General features: G+C 73.0%; 15 protein-coding genes. 7 read left to right on the top strand and 8 right to left on the bottom strand.

Features of this window, described 5'->3' with window-relative positions; all coding sequences use genetic code 11:
- Nucleotides 1-88: 88 nt before the first annotated feature.
- The gene (locus ACIP5M_RS05965) at nucleotides 89-3,670 is read right to left on the bottom strand and encodes a S8 family serine peptidase (protein WP_401192444.1); all 3,582 of its coding nucleotides are present in this window, start codon (nucleotides 3,668-3,670) and stop codon (nucleotides 89-91) included.
- A gap of 193 nt (nucleotides 3,671-3,863) precedes the next feature.
- Here ACIP5M_RS05965 and ACIP5M_RS05960 point away from each other — a divergent pair, with 193 nt between their 5' ends.
- From ACIP5M_RS05960 to ACIP5M_RS05950, 3 genes are all read left to right on the top strand, one after another.
- On the top strand, nucleotides 3,864-5,378 hold the full coding sequence (locus tag ACIP5M_RS05960; RefSeq protein WP_401192442.1) for an MFS transporter: 1,515 nt from the start codon (nucleotides 3,864-3,866) through the stop codon (nucleotides 5,376-5,378).
- 66 nt (nucleotides 5,379-5,444) lie between these two features.
- A complete protein-coding gene (locus ACIP5M_RS05955; RefSeq protein WP_401192439.1) occupies nucleotides 5,445-6,080 on the top strand; it encodes a DUF6629 family protein in 636 nt (211 codons plus the stop codon).
- Between the two features lie 91 nt (nucleotides 6,081-6,171).
- The gene (locus ACIP5M_RS05950) at nucleotides 6,172-7,824 is read left to right on the top strand and encodes a GMC oxidoreductase (RefSeq protein ID WP_401192437.1); all 1,653 of its coding nucleotides are present in this window, start codon (nucleotides 6,172-6,174) and stop codon (nucleotides 7,822-7,824) included.
- A 79-nt stretch (nucleotides 7,825-7,903) separates the two neighbouring features.
- Here the strand turns inward: ACIP5M_RS05950 and ACIP5M_RS05945 are convergent, their stop codons facing one another.
- Genes ACIP5M_RS05945 through ACIP5M_RS05925 form a run of 5 tightly spaced genes read right to left on the bottom strand, consistent with a single transcriptional unit; the run spans nucleotide 7,904 to nucleotide 12,031 of the window.
- Nucleotides 7,904-8,383: a carboxymuconolactone decarboxylase family protein gene (locus tag ACIP5M_RS05945; protein ID WP_401192435.1), complete on the bottom strand. Its 480-nt coding sequence runs from the start codon at nucleotides 8,381-8,383 to the stop codon at nucleotides 7,904-7,906.
- Nucleotides 8,380-9,462: a dihydrodipicolinate reductase gene (locus ACIP5M_RS05940; protein WP_401192433.1), complete on the bottom strand. Its 1,083-nt coding sequence runs from the start codon at nucleotides 9,460-9,462 to the stop codon at nucleotides 8,380-8,382. Before ACIP5M_RS05940 ends, ACIP5M_RS05945 begins: the two co-directional genes overlap by 4 nt.
- A 56-nt stretch (nucleotides 9,463-9,518) precedes the next feature.
- Nucleotides 9,519-9,716, bottom strand: coding sequence for a DUF6126 family protein (locus ACIP5M_RS05935; protein WP_401192431.1), 198 nt, complete (start codon nucleotides 9,714-9,716; stop codon nucleotides 9,519-9,521).
- 16 nt (nucleotides 9,717-9,732) lie between these two features.
- A complete protein-coding gene (locus ACIP5M_RS05930; protein WP_401192429.1) occupies nucleotides 9,733-10,410 on the bottom strand; it encodes a helix-turn-helix domain-containing protein in 678 nt (225 codons plus the stop codon).
- Between the two features lie 58 nt (nucleotides 10,411-10,468).
- Complete coding sequence (locus ACIP5M_RS05925) at nucleotides 10,469-12,031, bottom strand: ATP-dependent DNA ligase (RefSeq protein WP_401192426.1); 1,563 nt, start codon at nucleotides 12,029-12,031, stop codon at nucleotides 10,469-10,471.
- 171 nt (nucleotides 12,032-12,202) lie between these two features.
- Here ACIP5M_RS05925 and ACIP5M_RS05920 point away from each other — a divergent pair, with 171 nt between their 5' ends.
- Both ACIP5M_RS05920 and ACIP5M_RS05915 read left to right on the top strand, forming a co-directional pair.
- The gene (locus tag ACIP5M_RS05920; RefSeq protein ID WP_401192423.1) at nucleotides 12,203-14,932 is read left to right on the top strand and encodes an alpha/beta fold hydrolase; all 2,730 of its coding nucleotides are present in this window, start codon (nucleotides 12,203-12,205) and stop codon (nucleotides 14,930-14,932) included.
- Complete coding sequence (locus ACIP5M_RS05915) at nucleotides 14,929-15,801, top strand: ABC transporter permease (RefSeq protein WP_401192420.1); 873 nt, start codon at nucleotides 14,929-14,931, stop codon at nucleotides 15,799-15,801. Before ACIP5M_RS05920 ends, ACIP5M_RS05915 begins: the two co-directional genes overlap by 4 nt.
- Before the next feature lie 21 nt (nucleotides 15,802-15,822).
- On the opposite strand, the gene ACIP5M_RS05910 is transcribed toward ACIP5M_RS05915, so the two are convergent.
- Nucleotides 15,823-16,770, bottom strand: a complete 948-nt coding sequence (locus ACIP5M_RS05910; RefSeq protein ID WP_401192417.1) for an aldo/keto reductase — start codon at nucleotides 16,768-16,770, stop codon at nucleotides 15,823-15,825.
- Between the two features lie 111 nt (nucleotides 16,771-16,881).
- On the opposite strand from ACIP5M_RS05910, the gene ACIP5M_RS05905 reads away from it, so the two are divergent.
- Entirely contained in the window at nucleotides 16,882-17,391 is a 510-nt protein-coding gene (locus ACIP5M_RS05905; protein ID WP_401192415.1) for a hypothetical protein, read from the top strand.
- A gap of 16 nt (nucleotides 17,392-17,407) precedes the next feature.
- On the opposite strand, the gene ACIP5M_RS05900 is transcribed toward ACIP5M_RS05905, so the two are convergent.
- Nucleotides 17,408-19,225: a beta-galactosidase family protein gene (locus ACIP5M_RS05900; RefSeq protein ID WP_401192413.1), complete on the bottom strand. Its 1,818-nt coding sequence runs from the start codon at nucleotides 19,223-19,225 to the stop codon at nucleotides 17,408-17,410.
- Between the two features lie 194 nt (nucleotides 19,226-19,419).
- Here ACIP5M_RS05900 and ACIP5M_RS05895 point away from each other — a divergent pair, with 194 nt between their 5' ends.
- A complete protein-coding gene (locus tag ACIP5M_RS05895) occupies nucleotides 19,420-20,562 on the top strand; it encodes a substrate-binding domain-containing protein (RefSeq protein ID WP_401192411.1) in 1,143 nt (380 codons plus the stop codon).
- Nucleotides 20,563-20,599: the final 37 nt, after the last annotated feature.

The raw sequence follows: 20,599 nt of genomic DNA, 5'->3' as shown, positions 1-20,599 counted from the left end.
CCACGTTAATCAGGCGCCCACCGGTCCCCGGCGCGTCGGTGCGGAGTCGCCGCTCCGGCCACCCAAATGCGCCGGGGGACGGCACGAGCTAGCGCTGGTCGGGGCGGTCGGTCACCCGCAGGGTGTTCAGCTGCGGTTTGCCGGATCCGGCGTGCGTGACGAAACGGATGTTGAGCGTGCCGTCCGTCACCGTGACCGTGTAGGTGCGGGTCAGGGCCGTGTAGGTGCCTGCCTCCAGGGAGATGTCCAGGGAGGGGAGGACCTCCCTGCCTTCGGCCAGGACGTCGAAGACGCGCTTGTCCGGCTTCGTGGAGGAGAGCTCAGCGAAGCCCAGCTCCACCGTGTAGGTCCCGTTCGGCACGTTGTCGAAGCGGTACTCGTACATGCCCTCACGGGCGCTGCGGAACAGCTGCTGGTCGTCCGTGCCGGCGATGGTGCGGCCGGTGGACCGGGTGGTGCTGTTGCCCTGGTAGCCGTACGAGCCCGCCGTGTACTTGCGGTCCGGGGACCAGCCGTCGCCCAGGGAGTCCGTGCTCGCCGCACCGGAACCCGCGTCCAGGGCGACCTGGTACCGCGGGACGACGATCTTCACCGGGACGCTGAGGACCGGGGTCCGGCCGCTCGCCGAGCCGATCCTGAGTTCCGCGGTCAGGACCGTGCCCGGGGCGAGTCCGGCCGTGTCGACGGCGAGGGTGACCGGCTGCCTGGCCCCGGTCGGAAGGTTTCCGGCCGCCGGCGTGGCCGTCAGCCAGGCGGCGTCCTCGTTCACGGTGAAGGCCGTGTCCTTGCCGGGGTTGGTGAGCTCCAGGGTCCGGCTCCGCTTCTGGCCGGGCGGGAGGACGATCTCCACGGCCGGTGTGGACGCGGTCACCTTTCCGGTGCGCAGCGACTGCGTCAGGGGCGTCACGTCGGCGGCCTTGACCTCCAGGGCCGCGGTGACACCTTCGTAGTCGGCCGCCAGGAGGGAGATGGAGGTCGGGCCGGCCGGGCTCTGGACGACGTACCCGCCGTCCGCCGCCGTGGTCGCCGACACCACCGAGTCGCCCGTGCCGACGCTCACCGTGGCGCCCGCGATGCCGTTGCCGTCGTTCGCGTCGAGCACGCGGCCGGCCACGACACCGCTCTTGGTGGTGCGGAAGGCGATGGACAGCCCGTCCGTGATGACCGGAGTGTTGAAGGAGTACGCGAAGGCGTCGGTGCCGGTGGCGTTCTCCACGCCGACGGTGGCCGTGGAGCCGCCCTTGATCCCGGTGCCGCCCGTCCCCTTGTAGGAGTACGTGACGGTGCCGTCCTCGCCGATCGCCGCCGAGAAGGAGAACTTCTCGGCCTGCGCCGACCAGTGGGCCACCTCGCGCCACTCGATCACGTACCGGCGGTGCGGCGCGGTGCCGGTGACGGCCGTGAACACACCGGAGCCGCTGCCGGCGGCGCCGACGACCAGGTCGTCCCAGAAGGGGTAGAGGGCCGCGTTGGGCGTGGCCGTGCTCGGGATGTCCCCGTTGATGTCACCGGTGTGGTTGCCGCCGAAGCTGATGGTCCCGTTGGTCCCGATCCACGCCTGGCCGTACGTCTTCCCGTACAGCGGCAGCGGGAAGGGCAGCTCGACGCGCTCGGTGGTGTTGTCGCCGGTCAGGGCGAGCTGTCGGCTGCCCTCTTGGTACGGGCGGTCGCCGGTGGCGGAGCAGGCGTAGCCGTAGCCGTCCGTGCGCTCGGGCAGGTGCACCGTGACGGTGGTGTCCCCGGCGACGGTGGCCCGTGCGGTGCCGCCGGTGAGGCAGCGGGAGGGGTGGGTGGCGGTCACGTCGTAGGTGCCGTGCGGCAGGGTGACCTCGAAGCGGCCCTGCGCGTCGGTGGTCGCGGTCACGGGGGTGTCCGCGATGGTGACGGAGGCGCCCGCGGCGGGCCCGGCGGCCGAGGAGACCGTGCCGCTGAGCGTGCCGGAGGCCGCCCGGGTGAGGCTGAAGTCCCCGGTGGCGGTGGCGTTCTCGGTCACCGTGGCGGTGCTGGTCTGTGAGGCGTATCCGAACTTGGCGGCGGTCAGGGTGTACTCGCCCACCGAGAGGGAGGCGAAGCGGTACGTTCCGTCGGCCGCGGTGGTCGTCGTACGGTCGATCGGGCCGTCGGCGGTGACCTTGGCTCCGGCGACCGGTTCGCCGCCGGAGCGGACGGTGCCGGCGAGCGCGCCGATGGCGCCGCGCGGGGCGCCGTTCACCGCGGCGAGCGCGTCGAGCCTGCCTTCGCCGAAGACGTTGTTGTCGGCGGTGGTGCCCCCGCACTGGCTGCTGTCGGTGTCCTGCGCGGTGCCGTCCAGCAGGGCCTCGGTCTGCGCGAGGTCGCCTTCGAGGGCGGGCGCGGCCGACCAGAGCAGGGCCACGGTGGCCGCGGTGTGGGGGGAGGCCATGGAGGTGCCGGAGAAGGCCTCGTAACCGCCACCGGGGACGGAGGAGCGCACGTTCACGCCCGGGGCGGCGATGTTCGGCTTGACGGTGCCGCCGGGGCCCGCGCCGCGCGAGGAGAAGGAGGCGATGGCGTTGTTGATGTCGAAGGCGCCGGAGCTGTAGGAGCTCGCGTAGTCGCCGGGTGAGCCGCTGGTGGCACAGCCCGGGCCGGAGTTGCCGTTGGAGAAGGCGGGGAAGATGCCGGCGGCCCGCCATGCGTCGACGATCTGCTGGTACCAGTCGTCGTGCGTGGCGCTGCCCCAGGAGTTGTTGACGATGTGCGGGGCGAGGTCGGGGCGCGGGTTGCGGCCGTTCAGGTCGGTCGGGGCGAGGATCCACTGGCCGGAGGCGAGCAGGGAGGCCTCGGAGCAGGAGTTGGTCTCGCAGCCCTTGGCGGCGATCCACTTGGCGCCGGGCGCGACGCCGGTCTTGTTGGCGCCGCCGTCGTCGCCGACCATCGTGCCCATGGTGTGCGTGCCGTGGTCGTTGTTGTCGCAGGGGGCCGCGGTGGGGCAGACTCCGGCCGGATCGAACCAGTTGTAGTGGTGGTCGTAGGAGCCGTCCGCGCGCTTGCCGCGGTACTGGTTGCCGACGGCCGGGTGCGTGTAGTCCACGCCGCTGTCGATGTTGGCGACGACGATGCCCTCGCCGCGCACCCCCGTCTGTTCCCAGACCTGCGGGGCCTTGATGCGGTCGATGTTCCACTCGACGGCGTCGGCGGCGGCCTTCTCCCGGGTGCCGGCGGCGGGTTTGGGGAGGTCGACCTTGTCGTCGGCGGCGATGCGGGACACTTCGGGGCGCCGGGCGAGGGTTCCGGCGAGCTTCTCGGTGCCGACGACGCGGACGGCGTTCACGATCCAGTACGAGGTGTACTCGGCGCCGGCTCCTTCGAGGGCCTTGATCACGTCGGCCTGGGTGCGCGCGGCGTGGTCCTTCTTGGCCCGGTACACGGTCTCGGCCTTGGCGGCGCGGGTCTTCTGCCCGCCCGCGGCGGTGAGGTCGGCGGCGCTGTCGAGGTAGACCCAGAAGGCGGCCTTGGCCGACTCGGACGCGTCGAGCTGGGCGCGGAGCCTGGGTTCGATCTTGCGTTCGGCCGGGCTCGGGGAGGGGCCGCCACCGGGAGGATCCGCCGTCGGTGCGGCCGCGGCGGCGCCCGCGCCGATCGGCAGGAGCAGGACCGCGGTGAGGGCGGCGAGCGCCGCCCGTAAGGAACGCCTGTTGCGTGGAGCCACGTGTTGTCTCCTCGTACGCCGGGGGTGCGGGTTGTGCGGGAAGGGTGCGCGTGACGTGCGCGGGTCATGGTGAATGCGGGGTCATGTTCATTACAAGAGGGCCAATCGAGCCGAGGGCCAATCGAGCCGAGGGCCGCTCCGGGGCCGGCGGCCCCCGGTGGCCTTTCCCGGTCGGCCGGGCCAGCCTGAAGACATGACCGCGCCCCCCGAACCGCCCGTCACCCCCGCGGTCCCCATCGCGTCCGCGCAGGGCCGGTGGATCCTGCTGACCACCGTGCTCGGCTCGAGCATGGCCCTGCTGGACTCGACGGTGGTCAATGTCGCCCTCCCCCGCATCGGGCTGGATCTCGGCGCCGACCTGGCCGTGCTCCAGTGGACGGTCAACGCCTATCTGCTGACGCTGGCCGGGCTGATCCTGGTCGGCGGAGCGCTCGGCGACCGCTTCGGGCGGCGCCGGATCTTCGTCCTGGGCGTGGTGTGGTTCGCGGTGGGTTCGCTGCTGTGCGGGATCGCGCCGAACGCGGCGGTCCTGGTGGCCGCCCGCGCCCTCCAGGGCATCGGCGGCGCCCTGCTGACACCGGGCTCCCTCGCTCTGATCCAGGGCTCGATCCGCGCCGAGGACCGGGGGCGCGCCGTGGGCCTGTGGTCGGGGCTGGGCGGGGTGGGGGCGGCGGTGGGGCCGTTCCTCGGCGGCTGGCTCGTGGACGGGCCCGGCTGGCGCTGGGTGTTCCTGCTGAACGTGCCGCTGGCCGCGCTCTGCGTCCCGGTGGCGCTGCGCCACGTACCGGAATCACGGGACCCGCAGGCACGCGGGCGGTTCGACATCGCCGGGTCCGTACTGGGCGCGGCGGCGCTTGCGCTGCTCACGTACGCGCTGATCGAGGCACGGTCCGCCACGGCGCCGGTGATCGGCACGGCGGTGGGCGGCCTCCTGCTGGCCTGGGCGTTCGTCCGGCTCGAGCGGCGCCGGTCCGAGCCGATGATGCCGCCGGCGATCTTCGAGTCCAGGCTGTTCACCGCGGTCAACGTGGTCACCCTGTTCGTGTACGCGGCCCTCGGCGGATTCTTCTTCCTCGTCGTGCTCCAGCTCCAGGTGGTCTCCGGCTATTCGGCGCTGGCCGCCGGGGCGGCTCTGCTGCCGACCACCGCGCTGATGCTGCTGCTGTCGGCCCGGGCGGGCGAGCTCGGGGAGCGGATCGGGCCGCGGATCCCGCTGACCGTGGGACCGCTGCTGTGCGCGGCCGGGATGCTGCTGATGCTGCGGGTGGGGCCCGGGGCCTCGTACGTGCGGGACGTGCTGCCCGCGCTGGTGGTGATGGGCCTCGGCCTGGTGACGCTGGTGGCTCCACTGACGGCGACGGTGCTGGCCTCGGTGGATCCGGGCCGGGCCGGGCTGGCCAGCGGCATCAACAACGCCGCCGCCCGGGTAGCCGGGCTCCTCGCGGTGGCGGCGCTGCCGCTGCTGGCCGGAATGGGACCGGAGGCCTACCGTTCGGCGGCCGAGTTCGACGCCGCGTTCGGGCGGGCCATGCCCTGGTGTGCGGGGGCACTGGTGGCGGGCGCCGCCGTGGCCTGGGCGACCGTACGCACCCCCGCGCCGGGGGCCTGCCACCCGCAGTGCCAGACGCACTGCGCGGTGACCGCTCCGCCACTCGAACCCCCGCGCTCCCCTGACGCGCCCCCGTCGGGCTCGACGCGGAACGCCTGATGGGCGACGGGGCGACCCTGCGCTGGCCGCCGATGCGGCAGCCGGGCGCCGGGTAGCGGGGCCGGCATGTGCTGGAGCGCGGCGGCCGATCTGACGGCGGGCACGGCCATCGCCACCGCCGGACTCGTCTGCGTGGCCGGGGTGGTGCGCGCGCGGCGGCCGCGGGAGCTGCCCGTCGCCGCGCTGCCACTGCTGCTCGGCGCCCACCAGCTGGTGGAGGCCGCCGTCTGGAGTTCGGGCGGCGGCTGCTCCCCCGCCGCGACGGCGTGGGCCGTGATCGCCCTGCCGGTACTGCCCGTATGGGTGCCGTTCGGGGTGCTGGTCGCCGCCGCGCCGGAGGTCCGGCGCCGCCTGTGGGCGCCGGCGGCCGTCGGTCTGGCCACCGCCGCCGTGCTCGCGTACTGCCTCGCGACCCGGCCGGTGACCGCCGAGATCCGGGGCCACGCCCTCGGCTACGGCGTGAATGTTCCGTGGATGCCCGTGGTCCTGACGGGTTATCTCTTCGCCACGCTCGGCTCGCTGCTGCTCGCCGGGGACCGGTGGCTCCGGCTCCTGGGCGCCGTACTGGCCGCCGGGGCATTGGCCTGCTCAGCGCTGTGGCGGCTGGAATTCGCGTCCACCTGGTGCGCGTTCGCGGCGGTCGCCTCCCTGCTGGTCCTGGGCCGGGCCCGGCGCCCCGCGCCCGCTTCCCCTGTTACGTGATCGACCGAAAGTTACCTAGACGTATGTAGTGACTTCACGCGAGAGCGGCAGTAGAACTCGTTCCCATTCAGCCGAGAGTGAGGAACGTCACATGAGTGACACTGCCCTGCCCGGAAGAGATCCCAGCGGAGTTTCACGTCGGGGATTCATCGCTAGAACAAGTTCCATTCTGGGGGCGGTGGCCCTCGCGGGTCACATGGCCCCGGCCGCCCGTGCGCAGACCGCTTCCGCCGCTTCGCCCCCCATCGGGGACGGCGCCCACGTACCGGCCCTGGTCATCGGCACCGGCTACGGCGGCTCCGTCGCGGCCCTGCGCCTCGCCCAGGCGGGCGTCGCCGTGCAGATGATCGAGATGGGCATGTCCTGGGACACCCCGGGCCCGGACGGCAAGATCTTCCCGAAGGTGACCAGCCCGGACTACCGGTCGTTCTGGCTGCGCACCCGCACCAAGGCGCCGCTGAGCAATTTCCTCGGGTTCCCCATCGACAAGGACGTGCCGAAGTACACGGGCATCCTGGACGCCGAGGACTTCGCCGGCATCACGGTCTACCAGGGCCGCGGAGTCGGCGGCGGTTCGCTGGTCAACGGCGGCATGGCGGTCACGCCCAAGCGCGCGAACTTCAGCGCCGTCCTCCCGTCCGTGGACGCCGAGGAGATGTACGGGACCTACTACCCCCGGGCCAACGCCGGGCTCGGGGTGGGCATGATCGACCCGGCCTGGTTCGACACCGCCGAGTGTTACCAGTTCTCCCGCGTCGGCCGCAAGCACGCCCAGCGTTCCGGCTTCGCGTGGACCTTCGTTCCGGACGTGTACGACTGGGACTACATGAAGCAGGAGGCCGCCGGCAGCGCCACCAAGTCGGCCCTCGACGGCGAGATCCTCTACGGCAACAACCACGGCAAGAAGTCGCTGGTCAAGACCTACCTCGCCCAGGCGGCGGCCACCGGCAGGGTCACCATCTCGCCGCTCCACAAGGTCACTTCGGTCACCCCGGCGGCCGGCGGCGGCTACACGGTGACCATCGACCAGATCAACACCACCGGCGACACCGTGGCCACCAAGTCGGTGACCGCGGACCGGGTGTTCTTCGCGGCCGGCAGCGTCGGCACCAGCAAGCTCCTGGTCAAGCTCAAGGCCACCGGCGCGCTGCCGAACCTCAACGGCGAGGTCGGCAAGGGCTGGGGCGAGAACGGCAACGTCATGTGCGGCCGCGCCAACCACATGTGGGACCCGACCGGAAAGCTCCAGTCGACCATCCCCTGCTCCGGCATCGACAACTGGGACGCGGGCGGCGCGTTCGCCGAGGTCGCACCGCTCCCGACCGGCATCGAGACGTACGCCTCCTTCTACCTGTCGATCACCAAGAACCCGAACCGCGGCGAGTTCACCTGGAACGCCGCGACCGGCGCCGCCGAGCTGAACTGGCAGACGGCCTGGAAGCAGTCCTCCATCACGATGGCCAAGACCATCTTCGACAAGATCAACTCGAAGGAGGGCACGATCTACCGGACCGACCTGTTCGGCGGGAACAAGATCTGGAACGACACCCTCACCTACCACCCGCTCGGCGGGGCCGTCCTGAACAAGGCCACCGACAACTACGGGCGCCTGCACGGCTACACCGGCCTCTACGTGATCGACGGCGCGCTGATCCCCGGCAACACCAGCGTCAACCCGTTCGTCACGATCACGGCCCTCGCCGAACGCAACATCGAGAAGATCATCGCCACCGACCTCCGATAGGGCCGCGTCCTCCCCCCAGCGGCCGGGGCCGTTCGGATTCCCCGAACGGCCCCGCATCCACGAGCCTGCCGCCCGTCCCTCAGTGCCCCGGCAGCACGCAGACGCTGTCCAGGCCGAGCACGTGGTTGAGCCGGCCGAAGGCCAGCCAGGACCCGATGCTCATGGTCAGCTCCACGATCTCCAACTGGCTGTAGTGCGCGGTCATCCGCTCCCAGAACTCGTCGTCGAGACCGTGGTGGTCGAGGGTGTACCGCTCGGCGTACTCTGCCGCCAGCCGGGTGCGCTCGTCGAAGCGGTCCGTGGTGCGCCACTGCGTGACCGCGTCGGAGAACTCCTCCTCGACCTTCTCCCCGTCCCGGTCGGTACGCCAGTCCAGGCAGAAGACGCACCCGTTGATCTGCGCGACGCGCAGCCGGGCGGCCTCGAACTCCCGCAGGCCCAGGGTGGTGTGGGCGTACACCGAGAGGGAGAAGTTCGCGGCGGCCATCCCGATCCCGGGGACCATGTCGCCCCACACGTACTCGATCGGGTGCTGCCCTTCAGGGACGTCGATCCTCATGACTGTTTCCTTCCGAGTCTGCCGATGGCGGGACGCAACGGGATGTCGAGGGCGTCGTACAGTCCTGGTTTCGCCTCGGTGAGCCAGTCGATGGCGCTCACCAGGCGGCCGACGGCGGTGGCGTTGCCGCCCGCCGAGCGGTTCTCGCCCTCGTCGGTGGCCTCGATGGTGACCTCGATGCGCGGGCGGCCCTCGATGACGACCCGGTGGGCCCCGTCACCGCCGTCGGGCGGGGTGGGCCAGTCCGGCGCGCAGGAGGCGTGGATGCGGGTGACGTGCTCGATGACGATGCGGGGCTCGCCCCCGACGATGCCCTGCACCTCGAAGCGGATCGCTCCCTGGGTGCCGGCCTCGAACGCGCCCATCGTGCGGGTGGTCACCGTGGTGTCGAGCGCGCGCCGGTCCACCGTCTCGCGGATCTCGTCGAGTTCGACGCCGAGGGCCCGGGCCATCATGCGTATCTGACCGCCCCACACCATGGTCGGGATCGAGGGCATGAGCATCATCGGCTCGTACTCCATGGGGTGGCCCATGCCGACGAGGTGGCGGACGGAGTCCGGCTGGTCGTAGGTGGAGTAGTCGAAGATCTCCTGGCAGCGGATGGCGTCGATGGTGGTGCCCAGTCCGCTGAGCAGGAGCGGGAGCACGTCGTTGCCCCAGCCGGGGTCGACGCCGGACGCGAAGAGCGAGCCACTGCCCTCCGCGATGGCGGCCAGCACCGGATCGCGGAACTCCGGTGGTGCGCTGCGGTGGTCGTAGAGCGGGTAGAGCGCGGGGCTGACGACGACCGCGCCGGCCCGGATCGCCCGGGTGATGTCGGCGAGGGCCTCGTCGGGCCGGATGTCCCCGGAGGCGGCGTACACCACGGCCCGGGGGCGGGCGGCCAGTACGGCCTCGATGTCGTCGGTGGCGGCGACGCCCAAGGGGCGGTCGAGGCCGCCGAGTTCACCCGCGTCGCGGCCGACCTTGGCCGGATCGTGGACGATGACGGCGGAGAGTTTCAGCGCGGGATGGGCCTCGACGGCACGGATGGCCAAACGGCCGACGTTGCCGGTACCCCAGACAACCGTGGAAATCATGCGCGGAGGGTAGCGACAGGACCTGCATGTTTCCAGAGCCTGCCGGGACTCCTCGGCTACTGGTTCCGGGCGCCGAGGACGAAGAGGAGGTAGACGAAGAAGGCGAAGAGGTGACCGGCGAACAAGTAGGCGGTCAGCCGGATCACCAGACCGCGCGGAAACTTGGACTCGGGCTTGGACTCACGCTGGTACTCGGGCTCGGGATCGGCCTGCGGCGCGCCCTGGGAGTGGATCCGGGACTCGGTCGGGGACATGGCTACGGCTCCTCGCCTATCGGTGGTGCGTGGTGGTGGCGCCGCCGCCCAGGCACAGCCCGGCGAGGCTGCTCTGGAGCAGGGTGTGGACGAACAGCAGGTCGGCTCCGCCGGAGGCGGCGGCCGTGATGCGGTGCGGGGTGAGCGAGTCGAAGTGCGCGCTGTCCCCCGGCTCCAGCAGGTACTCGGCCTCCCCCAGGTGCAGCCGCAGCCGCCCGCCCAGGACGTACAGCCATTCCTCGCCGGGATGGACGCGGACCAGCTCGCCCGGGCCGCGGTCCTGCGGGACGTGCACGCGCAGGGCCTGCATCCCGCGCCCGGAGCCGCCCGCCTGCCAGTACGTCCACCCGTCGGCCTCGCGGGCTCCCGGTCCGCCGGCCCGTACGATGGGATCGGCGACGGCGGCGGTCTCGCCGAGCAGCTCGGAGACGGTCGTGCCGTAGGTGCGGGCGAGCGCGAGCAGCAGCGGCAGCGAGGGCTGGCGCCGGCCGGTCTCCAGGCGGGACAGGTGGGCGGGCGAGAGCCGGGCCCGTGCTGCGGCGGCCTCGAGGGTCAGTCCGGCGCGGCGGCGCAGGTCGCGCAGCTGCGGGGCCACGGTGGGCAGCTCGTCGACCGCGTCATCGGCGGCGGGAACGTCTCCGGGGCCGGGGGTGCCGGGGGCGTCCTCGGGGCCGGGGGCAGGACCGGGTGTCATGCCCCGATTGAGCCAGAGACTTGCCTGCCTGGCAATCCGTCTTGCCTCTGAGGCAAAATCAGGCGTCGTCCACGCCGGCTTCGGTGCCGCGACCGCCGTCCTGCCCCAGCACCGTCTCCACCGTGTCCGCCTGCTCGGCGCTCTTGTCCGGGCGGTGCCGGAGCACCCGCGCGAAGCGCAGGGCCACCCCGGCCGGGTAGCGCGGGGAGCGCTGCAGGCCGTCGTAGGCGATCTCCACCACCAGTTCCGGCCGTACCCGGACGGTGAAGCCGTCGTCCGAGACCGCCATCGCCCGGAGCGCCGCGGTCTGCCAGCGCAGCATCTCGTCGGTGAGCCCCTTGAAGGTCTTGCCGAGCATGGCGTACGTGCCGTCGGCGGCCCGGGCTCCCAGGTGCAGGTTCGACAGGAGTCCGGTGCGCCGCCCGTGGCCCCATTCGGCGGCGAGGATCACCAGGTCGAGGGTGTGTACCGGCTTCACCTTCAGCCAGTTGCGGCCGCGCCGCCCGGCCGCGTAGGCCGAGTCCAGCCCCTTCACCACGACGCCCTCGTGCCCGCTGCGCAGGGTCTCGGTCCAGAACGCCTCGGCTTCGGAGGCCTGCGCCTGCGGGTCCTCGACCGCCAGCCGGCGGACCCGGGCGTGCTCGGGGACGAGGGCGGCGAGCGCCTCGTACCGCCGGCGGACCGGAAGGTCGAGGAGCACCTCATCGCCGGCGGCCAGGACGTCGAAGAAGAAGGGGACGACCGGCAGCGTCCGCCGGGCGGCGTCGACGTCGATGCGCGAGCCGACCCGGCTCGCGATCTGCTGGAAGGGGACGGGGCGGCCGTCCGCCGAGCGGCCGATCACCTCCCCGTCCAGGATGAACCGCTCCCCTGGCAGCGAGCGGGCCAGCTCGGCCACTTCCGGCAGGCGCGCGGTGATCTCGTCGAGGGAGCGCGTGTAGATCCGTACGTCGTCCCCGTCCCGGTGCACCTGGACCCGGATCCCGTCGAGCTTCTCCTCCACCGCGCAGGGCCCGAGCGCGGCGAGGGCCTCGGCGACCGATGCGGCGGTGCCGGCCAGCATGGGCTGTACGGGCTGCCCGACGCGGAGGATGAAGCCGCCCAGCGCCGGCGCTCCGCCGGCCAGCACGGCCGCGGCGACCCGGGGCAGCGAACCGTCGAGCATCGCGGCGCGGCGCAGGTCCGCGGCCGGTACCCCGGCGGCCGCGGCCACGCCCTCCAGGGCCACCGCGTCCAGCGCGCCCTGACGCACCTCGCCGGACAGCAGACGGCGCAGGAACGCCTGTTCGTCCGCGGTGGCCTGGCCGAGCAGGCCGTCCAGCACCCGGCGCCGGCGGGCCTGCGATCCCGTACCGGCGACGGAGGCCAGTTCGGCCACCGCCTCGTCCACGGCGAGCACGGTCAGGGTGGGCCGGTCCGCCGGTTCGACCTCCTGCGCGAGCATCCGCCAGCCGATGCCGGGGCGGCCCTGGGGGAGGCGCCCGGCGAGGTAGGAGATCACCAGGGCGGCCTCCTCAGGGGCCGCCGCGGCGAAGAGCTCCGCGAGCAGGGCGGTCTTCCGGGACCGGGCGGAGGTGTCGGCGACCTCCCGGGACACGCGCGCGAGTTCGGCCAGCAGCATGCGCCCATCCTCCCGTGCCGCGGCGCGCGCCGCAGGTCGGCATCCCGTCGCCCTGCTCCGTGCCCGTACCGCAGGCGCGGTACACGGGGCCGCTCGCGTAATCCTCGGGAAGGTCATGACATCCGCCTGCGGGCGCTCCGGCGGCGGGTCACGGGCGTTTAGGGTTCCCGTATGAAGCTCCGACTGCCCAGGCGACGCCGGAACCGCCTCCTCGCCGGCGCCGCGGCGCTCGCGGTCGTCGCGGGAGCCGGGACGTGGACGGCCTCGGCCGCCGCGGGCGACGCGCCGGCCGTGCACCGCCAGGACGCCGTGCTGGACATGCCCGACGCCGGGATCGACACCTCGTACTTCACGGCCGGCGAGGGGGACGGCGGAGGGCGGAAACGTCCCGCCGTGCTCCTCGGCCACGGTTTCGGCGGCAGCAAGGAGGACGTGCGCGAGCAGGCCGAACAACTGGCCCGCGACGGGTACGCCGTCCTGACCTGGTCGGCGCGCGGCTTCGGCCGCTCCGGCGGCCGGATCGGGCTGAACGATCCCGAGTACGAGGTCAAGGACGTCTCCCGGCTCATCGACTGGCTCGCGACCCGCCCCGAGGTACGGCTCGACGGGGACGGCGATCCGCGCGTCGGCGTGTCCGGCGCCTCCTACGGCGGGGCGGTCTCGCTGCTCGCCGCCGGATACGACCGCCGTGTGGACGCGATCGCCCCGCAGATCACCTACTGGAACCTCGCGGACTCCCTCTTCCCCAACGGCGTCTTCAAGAAGCTGTGGTCCGGCATCTTCTTCACCACCGGCTCCGCCGGCGGGATGCAGGCGGCACCGGCGCAGCAGGGCCCCGGCCCCCAGGCGCCGGATCCTGGCGCCGCGCCCGGCTGCGGGCGGTTCCAGCCGGAGCTCTGCTCCATGTACGAGCGGGTCGCGGTGGCCGGGAAGCCCGACCCCGAGGCCCGGGCGCTGCTGGAGCAGCGCAGCCCCTCCGCCGTCGGTGCCAAGATCAAGGTGCCGGCCCTCATCGTGCAGGGCCAGGACGACTCCCTCTTCCCGCTGGACCAAGCCGACGCCATGGCCAAGGCCATCGCGGCGAACGGCGCGCCCGTCTCCGTCGACTGGGCGTCCGGCGGGCACGACGGCGGCATGCGGGAGGCCGCCCGGGTCGAGGCCCGGGTGACGGCCTGGTTCGACCGCTATCTCAAGGGGGACGAGGGAGCCGACACCGGTCCGGCGTTCCGCGTCTCGCGCTCCGGCGGGATCGACTCCACCGACGGGCAGGTCCAGCTGCGCGGCGCGAGCAGCGAGCGGTACCCGGGGCTGGCGTCCGGACCGCAGGAGTTCGCCCTGAGCGGGCGGGAGCAGAGCTTCGCCAATCCGGCGGGCGGCGCTCCCCCGGCCCTGTCCTCGCTGCCCGGCATCGGCGGACAGCTCGCCGCCTTCGGAGCGGGGCTCTCGCTGGACTTCCCCGGGCAGAACGCCCGGTTCGAGTCGCAGCCGCTGACCCGGGAGCTCCGGATCACCGGGACCCCGACGGTCACCCTGACCGTGAGGTCGACGGCCCCGGACGGTTCGGCCGTGCTGTTCGGCAAGGTGTACGACGTGGGGCCCGACGGCCGCGGACAGGTCCTGCCCCGTCAACTGGTCGCTCCCGTGCGGGTGGAGGACGCCCGGCAGGGCGCGACCGTCACGCTGCGGCTTCCCGCGATCGACCACGCCGTGGAGGCCGGGCACCGGTTGCGGCTGGTGGTCGCCGCCACCGACCTCGGCTACGCCACGCCGGCCGCGCCCGCCACCTACACGGTGTCGGCGCAGGGCCCGCTGGCCGTCCCCGTCGCCCCGCAGGTGCGGACCGCCGCGGCGGCCCTGCCCGCCTGGACCTGGGGGCTCCCGCTCGGGGCGGCGGCGCTGGCCGCGGCGCTGCTCGGGATCCGGCGGACCGGCCGGGGGACCGCGGGGGCGCGGGCCGGCGTACCGGAGCCGGAGGCCGCCCTGGCCGACGTACCGCTGGAAATCACCGGACTGACGAAGAAGTACGCGAAGGCGCAGGACCGGTACGCCGTACGGGACCTGTCGTTCCGGGTGGAGAAGGGGCAGGTGCTGGGGCTCCTCGGGCCGAACGGCGCGGGCAAGACCACCACCCTGCGCATGCTGATGGGGCTGATCGCGCCGGACGCCGGGGAGATCCGGGTGTTCGGGCACGCCGTACGGGCCGGAGCTCCGGTGCTGTCGCGGGTCGGGGCTTTCGTGGAGGGGGCGGGATTCCTGCCGCACCTGACGGGCCGGGCCAACCTGGAGCTGTACTGGCAGGCCACCGGCCGCCCGGCCGAGGACTCGTACATGGAGGAAGCCCTCGAGATCGCCGGGCTCGGCGACGCGCTGGAGCGGGCGGTGCGCACGTACTCGCAGGGCATGCGGCAGCGGCTCGCGATCGCGCAGGCCATGCTGGGGATGCCGGATCTGCTGATCCTCGACGAGCCGACGAACGGTCTGGACCCGCCGCAGATCCGGGAGATGCGGGACGTGATGATCCGCTACGCCGCCGGCGGGCGCACGGTCATCGTCTCGAGCCACCTGCTGTCGGAGGTGGAGCAGTCCTGTACGCACCTGGTGGTCATGGACCGCGGCCGGCTGGTGCAGGCGGGCGAGGTCGCCGAGATCACGGGCGGCGGGGACACCCTGCTGGTGACGCTGGCAGCGCCGGTGGACGCGGTGGCCGTCGAGAAGGTTGCGGCGCTGGAGGGGGTGGGGGCCGTGACGGCCGCCGATGACGGGCTGCTGGTTCGGCTCGACGGCGCGACGGCCGCCGGGCTGATCGCCGAACTCGTACGGCTGGAGGTGCCGGTGAGCGCTGTGGGGCCGCACCGTCGGCTGGAGGACGCGTTCCTCACCCTGATCGGAGGTACGGCATGAGCAAGGTGGAGGTCTTGCGGGAGGTGGCCCCCGGCTATCGGCCGGGCCGTACGCTGCCGCTGCGCGTGGAGGCGTTGCGGCAGTGGCGCCGGCGGCGGACGCTGGTGATGGGCGGGGTGCTGGCCGCGCTCCCCTTCATCATGATCATCGCGTTCGCGGTGGGCGGCGGGCCGGACGGCCCCGGCGGCGGCAACGACCGGATCACCCTGATCGACACGGCCACCGCGTCGGGGGCGAACTTCGCCGCCACGTGCCTGTTCGTCTCGGCGGGCTTCCTGCTGGTGGTGCCGGTGGCGCTGTTCTGCGGGGACACGGTGGCCTCGGAGGCGAGCTGGTCCTCGCTGCGCTATCTGCTGGCCTCACCGGTGCCGCGGGCCCGGCTGCTGTGGAGCAAGCTGGTGGTGGCTCTCGGCTTCAGCCTGGCGGCGATGGTGCTGCTGCCGGTGGTGGCGCTGGCGGCGGGCACGGCCGCGTACGGCTGGGGGCCGTTGAAGCTCCCGACCGGGGGGTCGCTGGCGGCCGGGGACACCGTGCCGCGGCTCGCGCTGGTGGTGGCCTTCATCTTCGTGTCGCAGCTCGTGACGGCGGGTCTGGCGTTCTGGCTGTCCACGCGGACCGACGCACCGCTGGGCGCGGTGGGCGGCGCGGTCGGGCTGACGATCGTCGGCAACGTGCTGGACGCGGTGACGGCGCTCGGGTCGTGGCGCGACTTCCTGCCGGCGCACTGGCAGTTCGCCTGGGCGGACGCGCTCCAGCCGCACCTGGAGTGGGGCGGGATGGTGAAGGGGGCTGCGGTGTCGGTGTCGTACGCGCTGGTGCTGTTCGCCCTCGCCTTCCGGGGGTTCTCCCGCAAGGACATCACGTCCTGAGCGGGAGGACCCCCGGGGGCGTCAGCTCACGGGCGGGGCGACGGCGTCGATCTCGGCGAGCAGCTCGGCCTCCAGGGGGCGGTCGGCGACGGCCGCGTTGGCGCGTACCTGCTCGGCTGACGTGGCTCCCGCGATGACGGAGGCGCAGCCGGGCTGGGCGGAGAGCCAGCCGATGGCGAGTTCGAGGACGCTGCGGCCGTACTTCTCGGCGAGGGCGGCCAGCGCTTCGACGACATCGAGCCGCTGTTCGGTGAGGTAGGCGTCGCGGCCTTCGAGGCGGGAGCCCGCCGGGACGGGTGCGCCCCGGCGGATCTTCCCGGTGAGGAGGCCGTTGGCGAGCGGGAAGTACGGGAGCACCCCGACACCGTAGTGGAGCGCCGCGGGCACGAGTTCGCGCTCGGCCGACCGCTCCAGCAGCGACCACTGGTTCTGCGCGGACACGAAGGGTGCGGCGCCGGTTTCGCGGGCGGTGTGGGCGGCTTCGGCAAGCTGCCAGCCTGTGAGGTTGGAGTGGCCGATGTAGCGGACCTTGCCCTCGGCGACGAGCTCGGTGAGCGCGGCCAGGGTCTCGGCGATCGGGGTGGCCGGGTCGGGGCTGTGCAGCTGGTAGAGGTCGATGTGGTCGGTGCCGAGGCGGCGCAGGGACTCCTCGACGGCCCGGCGGATGTAGGCGCGGCCGCCGCGGGCTCCGGCGGCGGGACCGTACTTCATGTCCATGCCGTCGTAGCCGAACTTGGTGGCGAGGACGACCTGGTCCCTGCGGCCCTTGAGGGCCTGGCCCAGGTGGCTCTCGGAGCCGCCGAGGCCGCCGTAGATGTCGGCGGTGTCGAGCAGGGTGATGCCGGCGTCGAGTGCGGCGTCGACGACGGCGCGGGTGGCCCGGGCGTCGAGGCGGCCGCCGAAGTTGTTGCACCCGAGCCCGACGGCGGAGACCTGCAGACCTGAACTGCCCAGGGGGAGATGGCGCATGCGTTTCGTTCCTCCGCGTTCGTCCGGCACGTGATCGGCCAAGTGGCCGGCCAGTCTAGGCCGAAGGGTTCCCGGGCATCAGACCGTCCCGCGGGCGGGCATGATGGGCCCGTGGGGAACATCTTTCACGGCAGCGGCGGTCATGACCTGGACCTCACGAACGGCGGCACCGAGGTCTTCGTCGAGGTGCTCATGCTCGCCGTGTCCGAGCTCGCCCGGGAGCCCTGGGATTTCCGGTTCGCCGCCCTGCTCACGCTGCAGGACCAGCACGTGATGGGGCGGGGTGTCGTCGGCTTCGGCCTGGCGGAGCTCGACTGGGGCGCCACGCGGCAGGCGCGGGCAGCGGCCAAGGGGTTCGTGCTGCGCGTCCTCGATCTCTCGCTGACGCGCCACCGCTGGGAGGAGCTGGGATACGAGCCGGCCCGGGTGGAGGAGTACCTGCGGACGTACCGGTCCATGGTCGAGGAGTTCGACCCGGAGGGCGCGGCGGATGGCGCGGGCCCGCCATCCGGGGTGCTGCCCGGTCTGCACGAGGCCGCCATGGCCTCGTGCGTACGGCACCGGGTGCTGGCCGGGCTGCCGTTCTGGGCGGCCTGCGTGTTCTGCACGGCCGGGCGCTGACCGGCCCTTCCCCCGCTCACTGAACGGTGACGACCGTGGGACGGCCCAGGTCGGGCCGGTCGCGGAGCGGCAGTTCGGGGCCGGGGCGTTCCGGTGCCGGTTCCGGTTCCAGTTCCAGTTCCAGTTCCAGGACGATGATCTCGTTCTCCCCGGTGTTCCACAGGGGTGCGGGGGCGTAGAGGGTGCGCTGGGGGCCGCGCGGTGTGTCGTAGTGGCCGAGGAGGAAGCCGTTCAGCCAGACCAGGCCCGTCCCCCAGCCGGACAGGTCCGGGAAACCGTCGGCCGGTGCGTCCGTGAGCACGTGGGTGAAGCGGTGGAAGGCCGGGCCAGGCACCGTGCCGGCTTCCGCCGTCCAGTCGAGGCCGGTCAGGTCGGTGAGCGGCAGCGGGCGCATCTCCCAGGCGAACAGCCGCTGGTGGCCGTGGCGCACGCCGCGCCGGATGCCCTTGCGGTCGTCGATCAGCGGGCCGTAGTTCACCCGGCCCTGCGCGCGGACGAGGATGTCCAGCACCACACCCGCTTCCCCGACCGCCAGCTCCAGGCCCTCGTCGGGGGCGTTGCGGTCCAGTACGCCGAGCGGCACTCCGTCGGCGAAGACGTACGCGCGGTCGCCGAGGCCGTCGATCCTGACGGGCATCGCGGGGCGCGGGCCGGTGACGGTCGTCCGGTAGTGGACCAGCCCGTGGCTCTGGCCCAGCGCCTCCATGGGCTCGGGTGCGGGACGCGATACCGGTTCGCCGCCCAGGAGATCGAGGCAGGACAGCAGGGCCGCCGTGCCCGCGGGGGTCGCGAGGGCGGGGGTGATGCGCGGCAGCGGCTCGGGCGGCGGGCCGGCGGGAAGCGGCACGTACTTGCCGATGACCTCGCGGAACGCGTGGAACTTCGGGGTGAGTTCGCCGGCCTCGCCGATCGGGGCGTCGTAGTCGTAGCTGGTGACCGTGGGCTCGTAGCCGGGCTCCTCCGGGCGGGAGCCGGTGTGGTTCGCGCCCGCCCAGAAGCCGAAGTTGGTACCCCCGTGAGCCATGTAGAGGCTCACGGACGCGCCGGTGGCCAGGAGTTCGTCGAGCGAGCCGGCCACTTCCTCGACGGCCCGGACGTGGTGGTCCTCGCCCCAGTGGTCGAACCAGCCGATCCAGAACTCCATCGCCATCAGCGGGCCGGTCTTCTGGTAGCGGCGCAGCAGGCCGAGGCGCTCGGCCGGACGCGCGCCGAAGGTGGCGGTGGCGAGCCGGCCGGGCACCGTCCCGCCCTGCTGCATGGCGTGCTCGGCGCCGTCGGCGGTGAACAGCAGGCAGTCCACGCCGCGCCGCAGCAGGCCCTGTTCGAGGTGGCGCAGATAGTGCGTGTCGTTGCCGTACGAGCCGTACTCGTTCTCGATCTGCACGGCGACCACCGGCCCGCCCGCGCCGGCCAGCAGCGGCAGCAACTCGGGTACGACCTGGTCGAACCAGCCGTCCACCTCGGTCAGGAACCGGGGGTCGGAACAGCGCGGCCTCAGCGTGCCGTCGGCCAGCAGCCGCGCCGGCAGACCGCCGAAGTCCCACTCGGCGCATATGTAGGGGCCGGGACGCACGATCGCGTCGAGACCCAGACGCTGTGCCAGGCGCAGGAACCGGCCCAGGTCCCGCCACCCCGTGAAATCGTCCTTGCCCGGGGCGGTCTCGTGGAAGTTCCACGGCACGTAGGTGTCCACCGTGTTCACACCCATGGCGCGCAACCGGGAGAGGCGGTCCTCCCACAGGTCCGGATGGACCCGGAAGTAGTGCAGCGCCCCGGAGACGATGCGGTGGGGGCGGCCTGCGCGCCGGAATCCGTCCTGGTCGAGCGTGAGCATGCGGTGACTCCCGGGAGCGAGGTCGAGATGCCATGAGGTGCCGGACGCGGCCGAATATATGAACGCACCGAGCGCCCGTCAATGACCAGTTGAACGGATTCGATCGAATCGATCGGTTCGATTCCCTATGATGGGACGGGCACGTCACCACCTACCTCACCGCACCGCACCGCACCGCACCTCAGGGGGACGCTTTGAGACCACATGTGAACCAACGCCAGGCACAGGTACTCGCACTCGTCCGCGAGCGGGGCAGCGTGCGCGTGGCGGAGCTGGCCCGGGAGCTCGGCATCTCCCCGGTCACCTTGCGGCGGGACATCGAGGCGATGGCCGCGCGGGGCGAGATCCAGCGGATGCACGGGGTGATCAGCAGGGTGCAGCCGGGGTCGGCTTCCGTCCTCGCCGCCCGGGCCGGCGCGGCGCGCGCCGCCGCCGGGGCCGCGGGCGGTCCGGGCGGTTCAGGCGGTTCGGCGGGCGGCGGGGCCGGCGAGGGGCTGGTGATCGGGATGGTGGTGCCCACGACCGAGTACTACTACGCCGAGGTCGTCCAGGGGGCCCGCGCGGCGGTGGAGGCGCGCGGTGCACGGCTCACCGTGGGGCTGACGCGCTATCTGCCCGGTGAGGACCGGACCCAGGCGGACCGGCTGGTCTCCACGGGGGCGCACGGGCTGCTGCTGACTCCGAACTGGGAGGCCGGGTCGCCGGGACCCGGGGAGGGCGCGTGGGCGGCGGAACTCCCGGTTCCGACGGTGCTGGTGGAACGGTGGGCGCCGCCGGGACATCCGGCGGCCGCACTGGACAGGGTGGCCTCCGACCACGCGCACGGCGCGGCCCGGGCGGTGCAGCACCTGGCGGAGCTGGGGCACAAGCGGATCGCGCTCGCCAGCCGGTCCACTCCGACCTCGACGCGGCTGCGCGCAGGGTACGAGGCCGCCGTGTCCGCGCTCGGTCTGGAGCCCGCGCCGCCGTGGCCGCCGTACGCGCCGGGGCCGGTCTCCGATGCGGACCTGTTCTCCCGGATGCTGGATTACCTGTGTGACGCGGTGACGACGGGCGGGGTCGGCGCTGCCCTGATCCACAGTGACACCGACGCGATCATGCTGATCCCCCGGCTTCAGGCGCGGGGTGTGCGGGTGCCCGAGGACCTGGCCGTGATCACGTACGACGACGAGGTGGCCGGGATGGCCGACGTGCCGCTGTCGGCGGTGGCGCCGGCCAAGCGGGAGGTGGGCGCCCGGGCGGCGGGGCTGCTGCTGGACCGGCTGACCGGGGTGGAGCCCGAGGAGGGCCCCCGGCAGCACCTGGACCTGCTCCCGCACCTGACCATCCGGCCCTGAGGAGCGGGGCGGCCGGCGCGTTGAGGCGATCACTTCG

The sequence above is a fragment of the Streptomyces sp. NPDC088762 genome (assembly GCF_044750905.1).
In the GTDB taxonomy this organism is placed as follows: Bacteria; Actinomycetota; Actinomycetes; order Streptomycetales; family Streptomycetaceae; genus Streptomyces.
This window is presented reverse-complemented; position numbering and strand designations above follow the sequence as displayed.

What these genes read in the sequence shown, in the direction of transcription:
- ACIP5M_RS05910 (WP_401192417.1), bottom strand. Translation starts at nt 16,770, where the DNA reads ATGCGCCATCTCCCCCTGGGCAGTTCAGGTCTGCAGGTCTCCGCCGTC.
- ACIP5M_RS05960 (WP_401192442.1), top strand. Translation starts at nt 3,864, where the DNA reads ATGACCGCGCCCCCCGAACCGCCCGTCACCCCCGCGGTCCCCATCGCG.
- ACIP5M_RS05915 (WP_401192420.1), top strand. Translation starts at nt 14,929, where the DNA reads ATGAGCAAGGTGGAGGTCTTGCGGGAGGTGGCCCCCGGCTATCGGCCG.
- ACIP5M_RS05955 (WP_401192439.1), top strand. Translation starts at nt 5,445, where the DNA reads ATGTGCTGGAGCGCGGCGGCCGATCTGACGGCGGGCACGGCCATCGCC.
- ACIP5M_RS05925 (WP_401192426.1), bottom strand. Translation starts at nt 12,031, where the DNA reads ATGCTGCTGGCCGAACTCGCGCGCGTGTCCCGGGAGGTCGCCGACACC.
- ACIP5M_RS05935 (WP_401192431.1), bottom strand. Translation starts at nt 9,716, where the DNA reads ATGTCCCCGACCGAGTCCCGGATCCACTCCCAGGGCGCGCCGCAGGCC.
- ACIP5M_RS05945 (WP_401192435.1), bottom strand. Translation starts at nt 8,383, where the DNA reads ATGAGGATCGACGTCCCTGAAGGGCAGCACCCGATCGAGTACGTGTGG.
- ACIP5M_RS05950 (WP_401192437.1), top strand. Translation starts at nt 6,172, where the DNA reads ATGAGTGACACTGCCCTGCCCGGAAGAGATCCCAGCGGAGTTTCACGT.
- ACIP5M_RS05940 (WP_401192433.1), bottom strand. Translation starts at nt 9,462, where the DNA reads ATGATTTCCACGGTTGTCTGGGGTACCGGCAACGTCGGCCGTTTGGCC.
- ACIP5M_RS05930 (WP_401192429.1), bottom strand. Translation starts at nt 10,410, where the DNA reads ATGACACCCGGTCCTGCCCCCGGCCCCGAGGACGCCCCCGGCACCCCC.
- ACIP5M_RS05920 (WP_401192423.1), top strand. Translation starts at nt 12,203, where the DNA reads ATGAAGCTCCGACTGCCCAGGCGACGCCGGAACCGCCTCCTCGCCGGC.
- ACIP5M_RS05900 (WP_401192413.1), bottom strand. Translation starts at nt 19,225, where the DNA reads ATGCTCACGCTCGACCAGGACGGATTCCGGCGCGCAGGCCGCCCCCAC.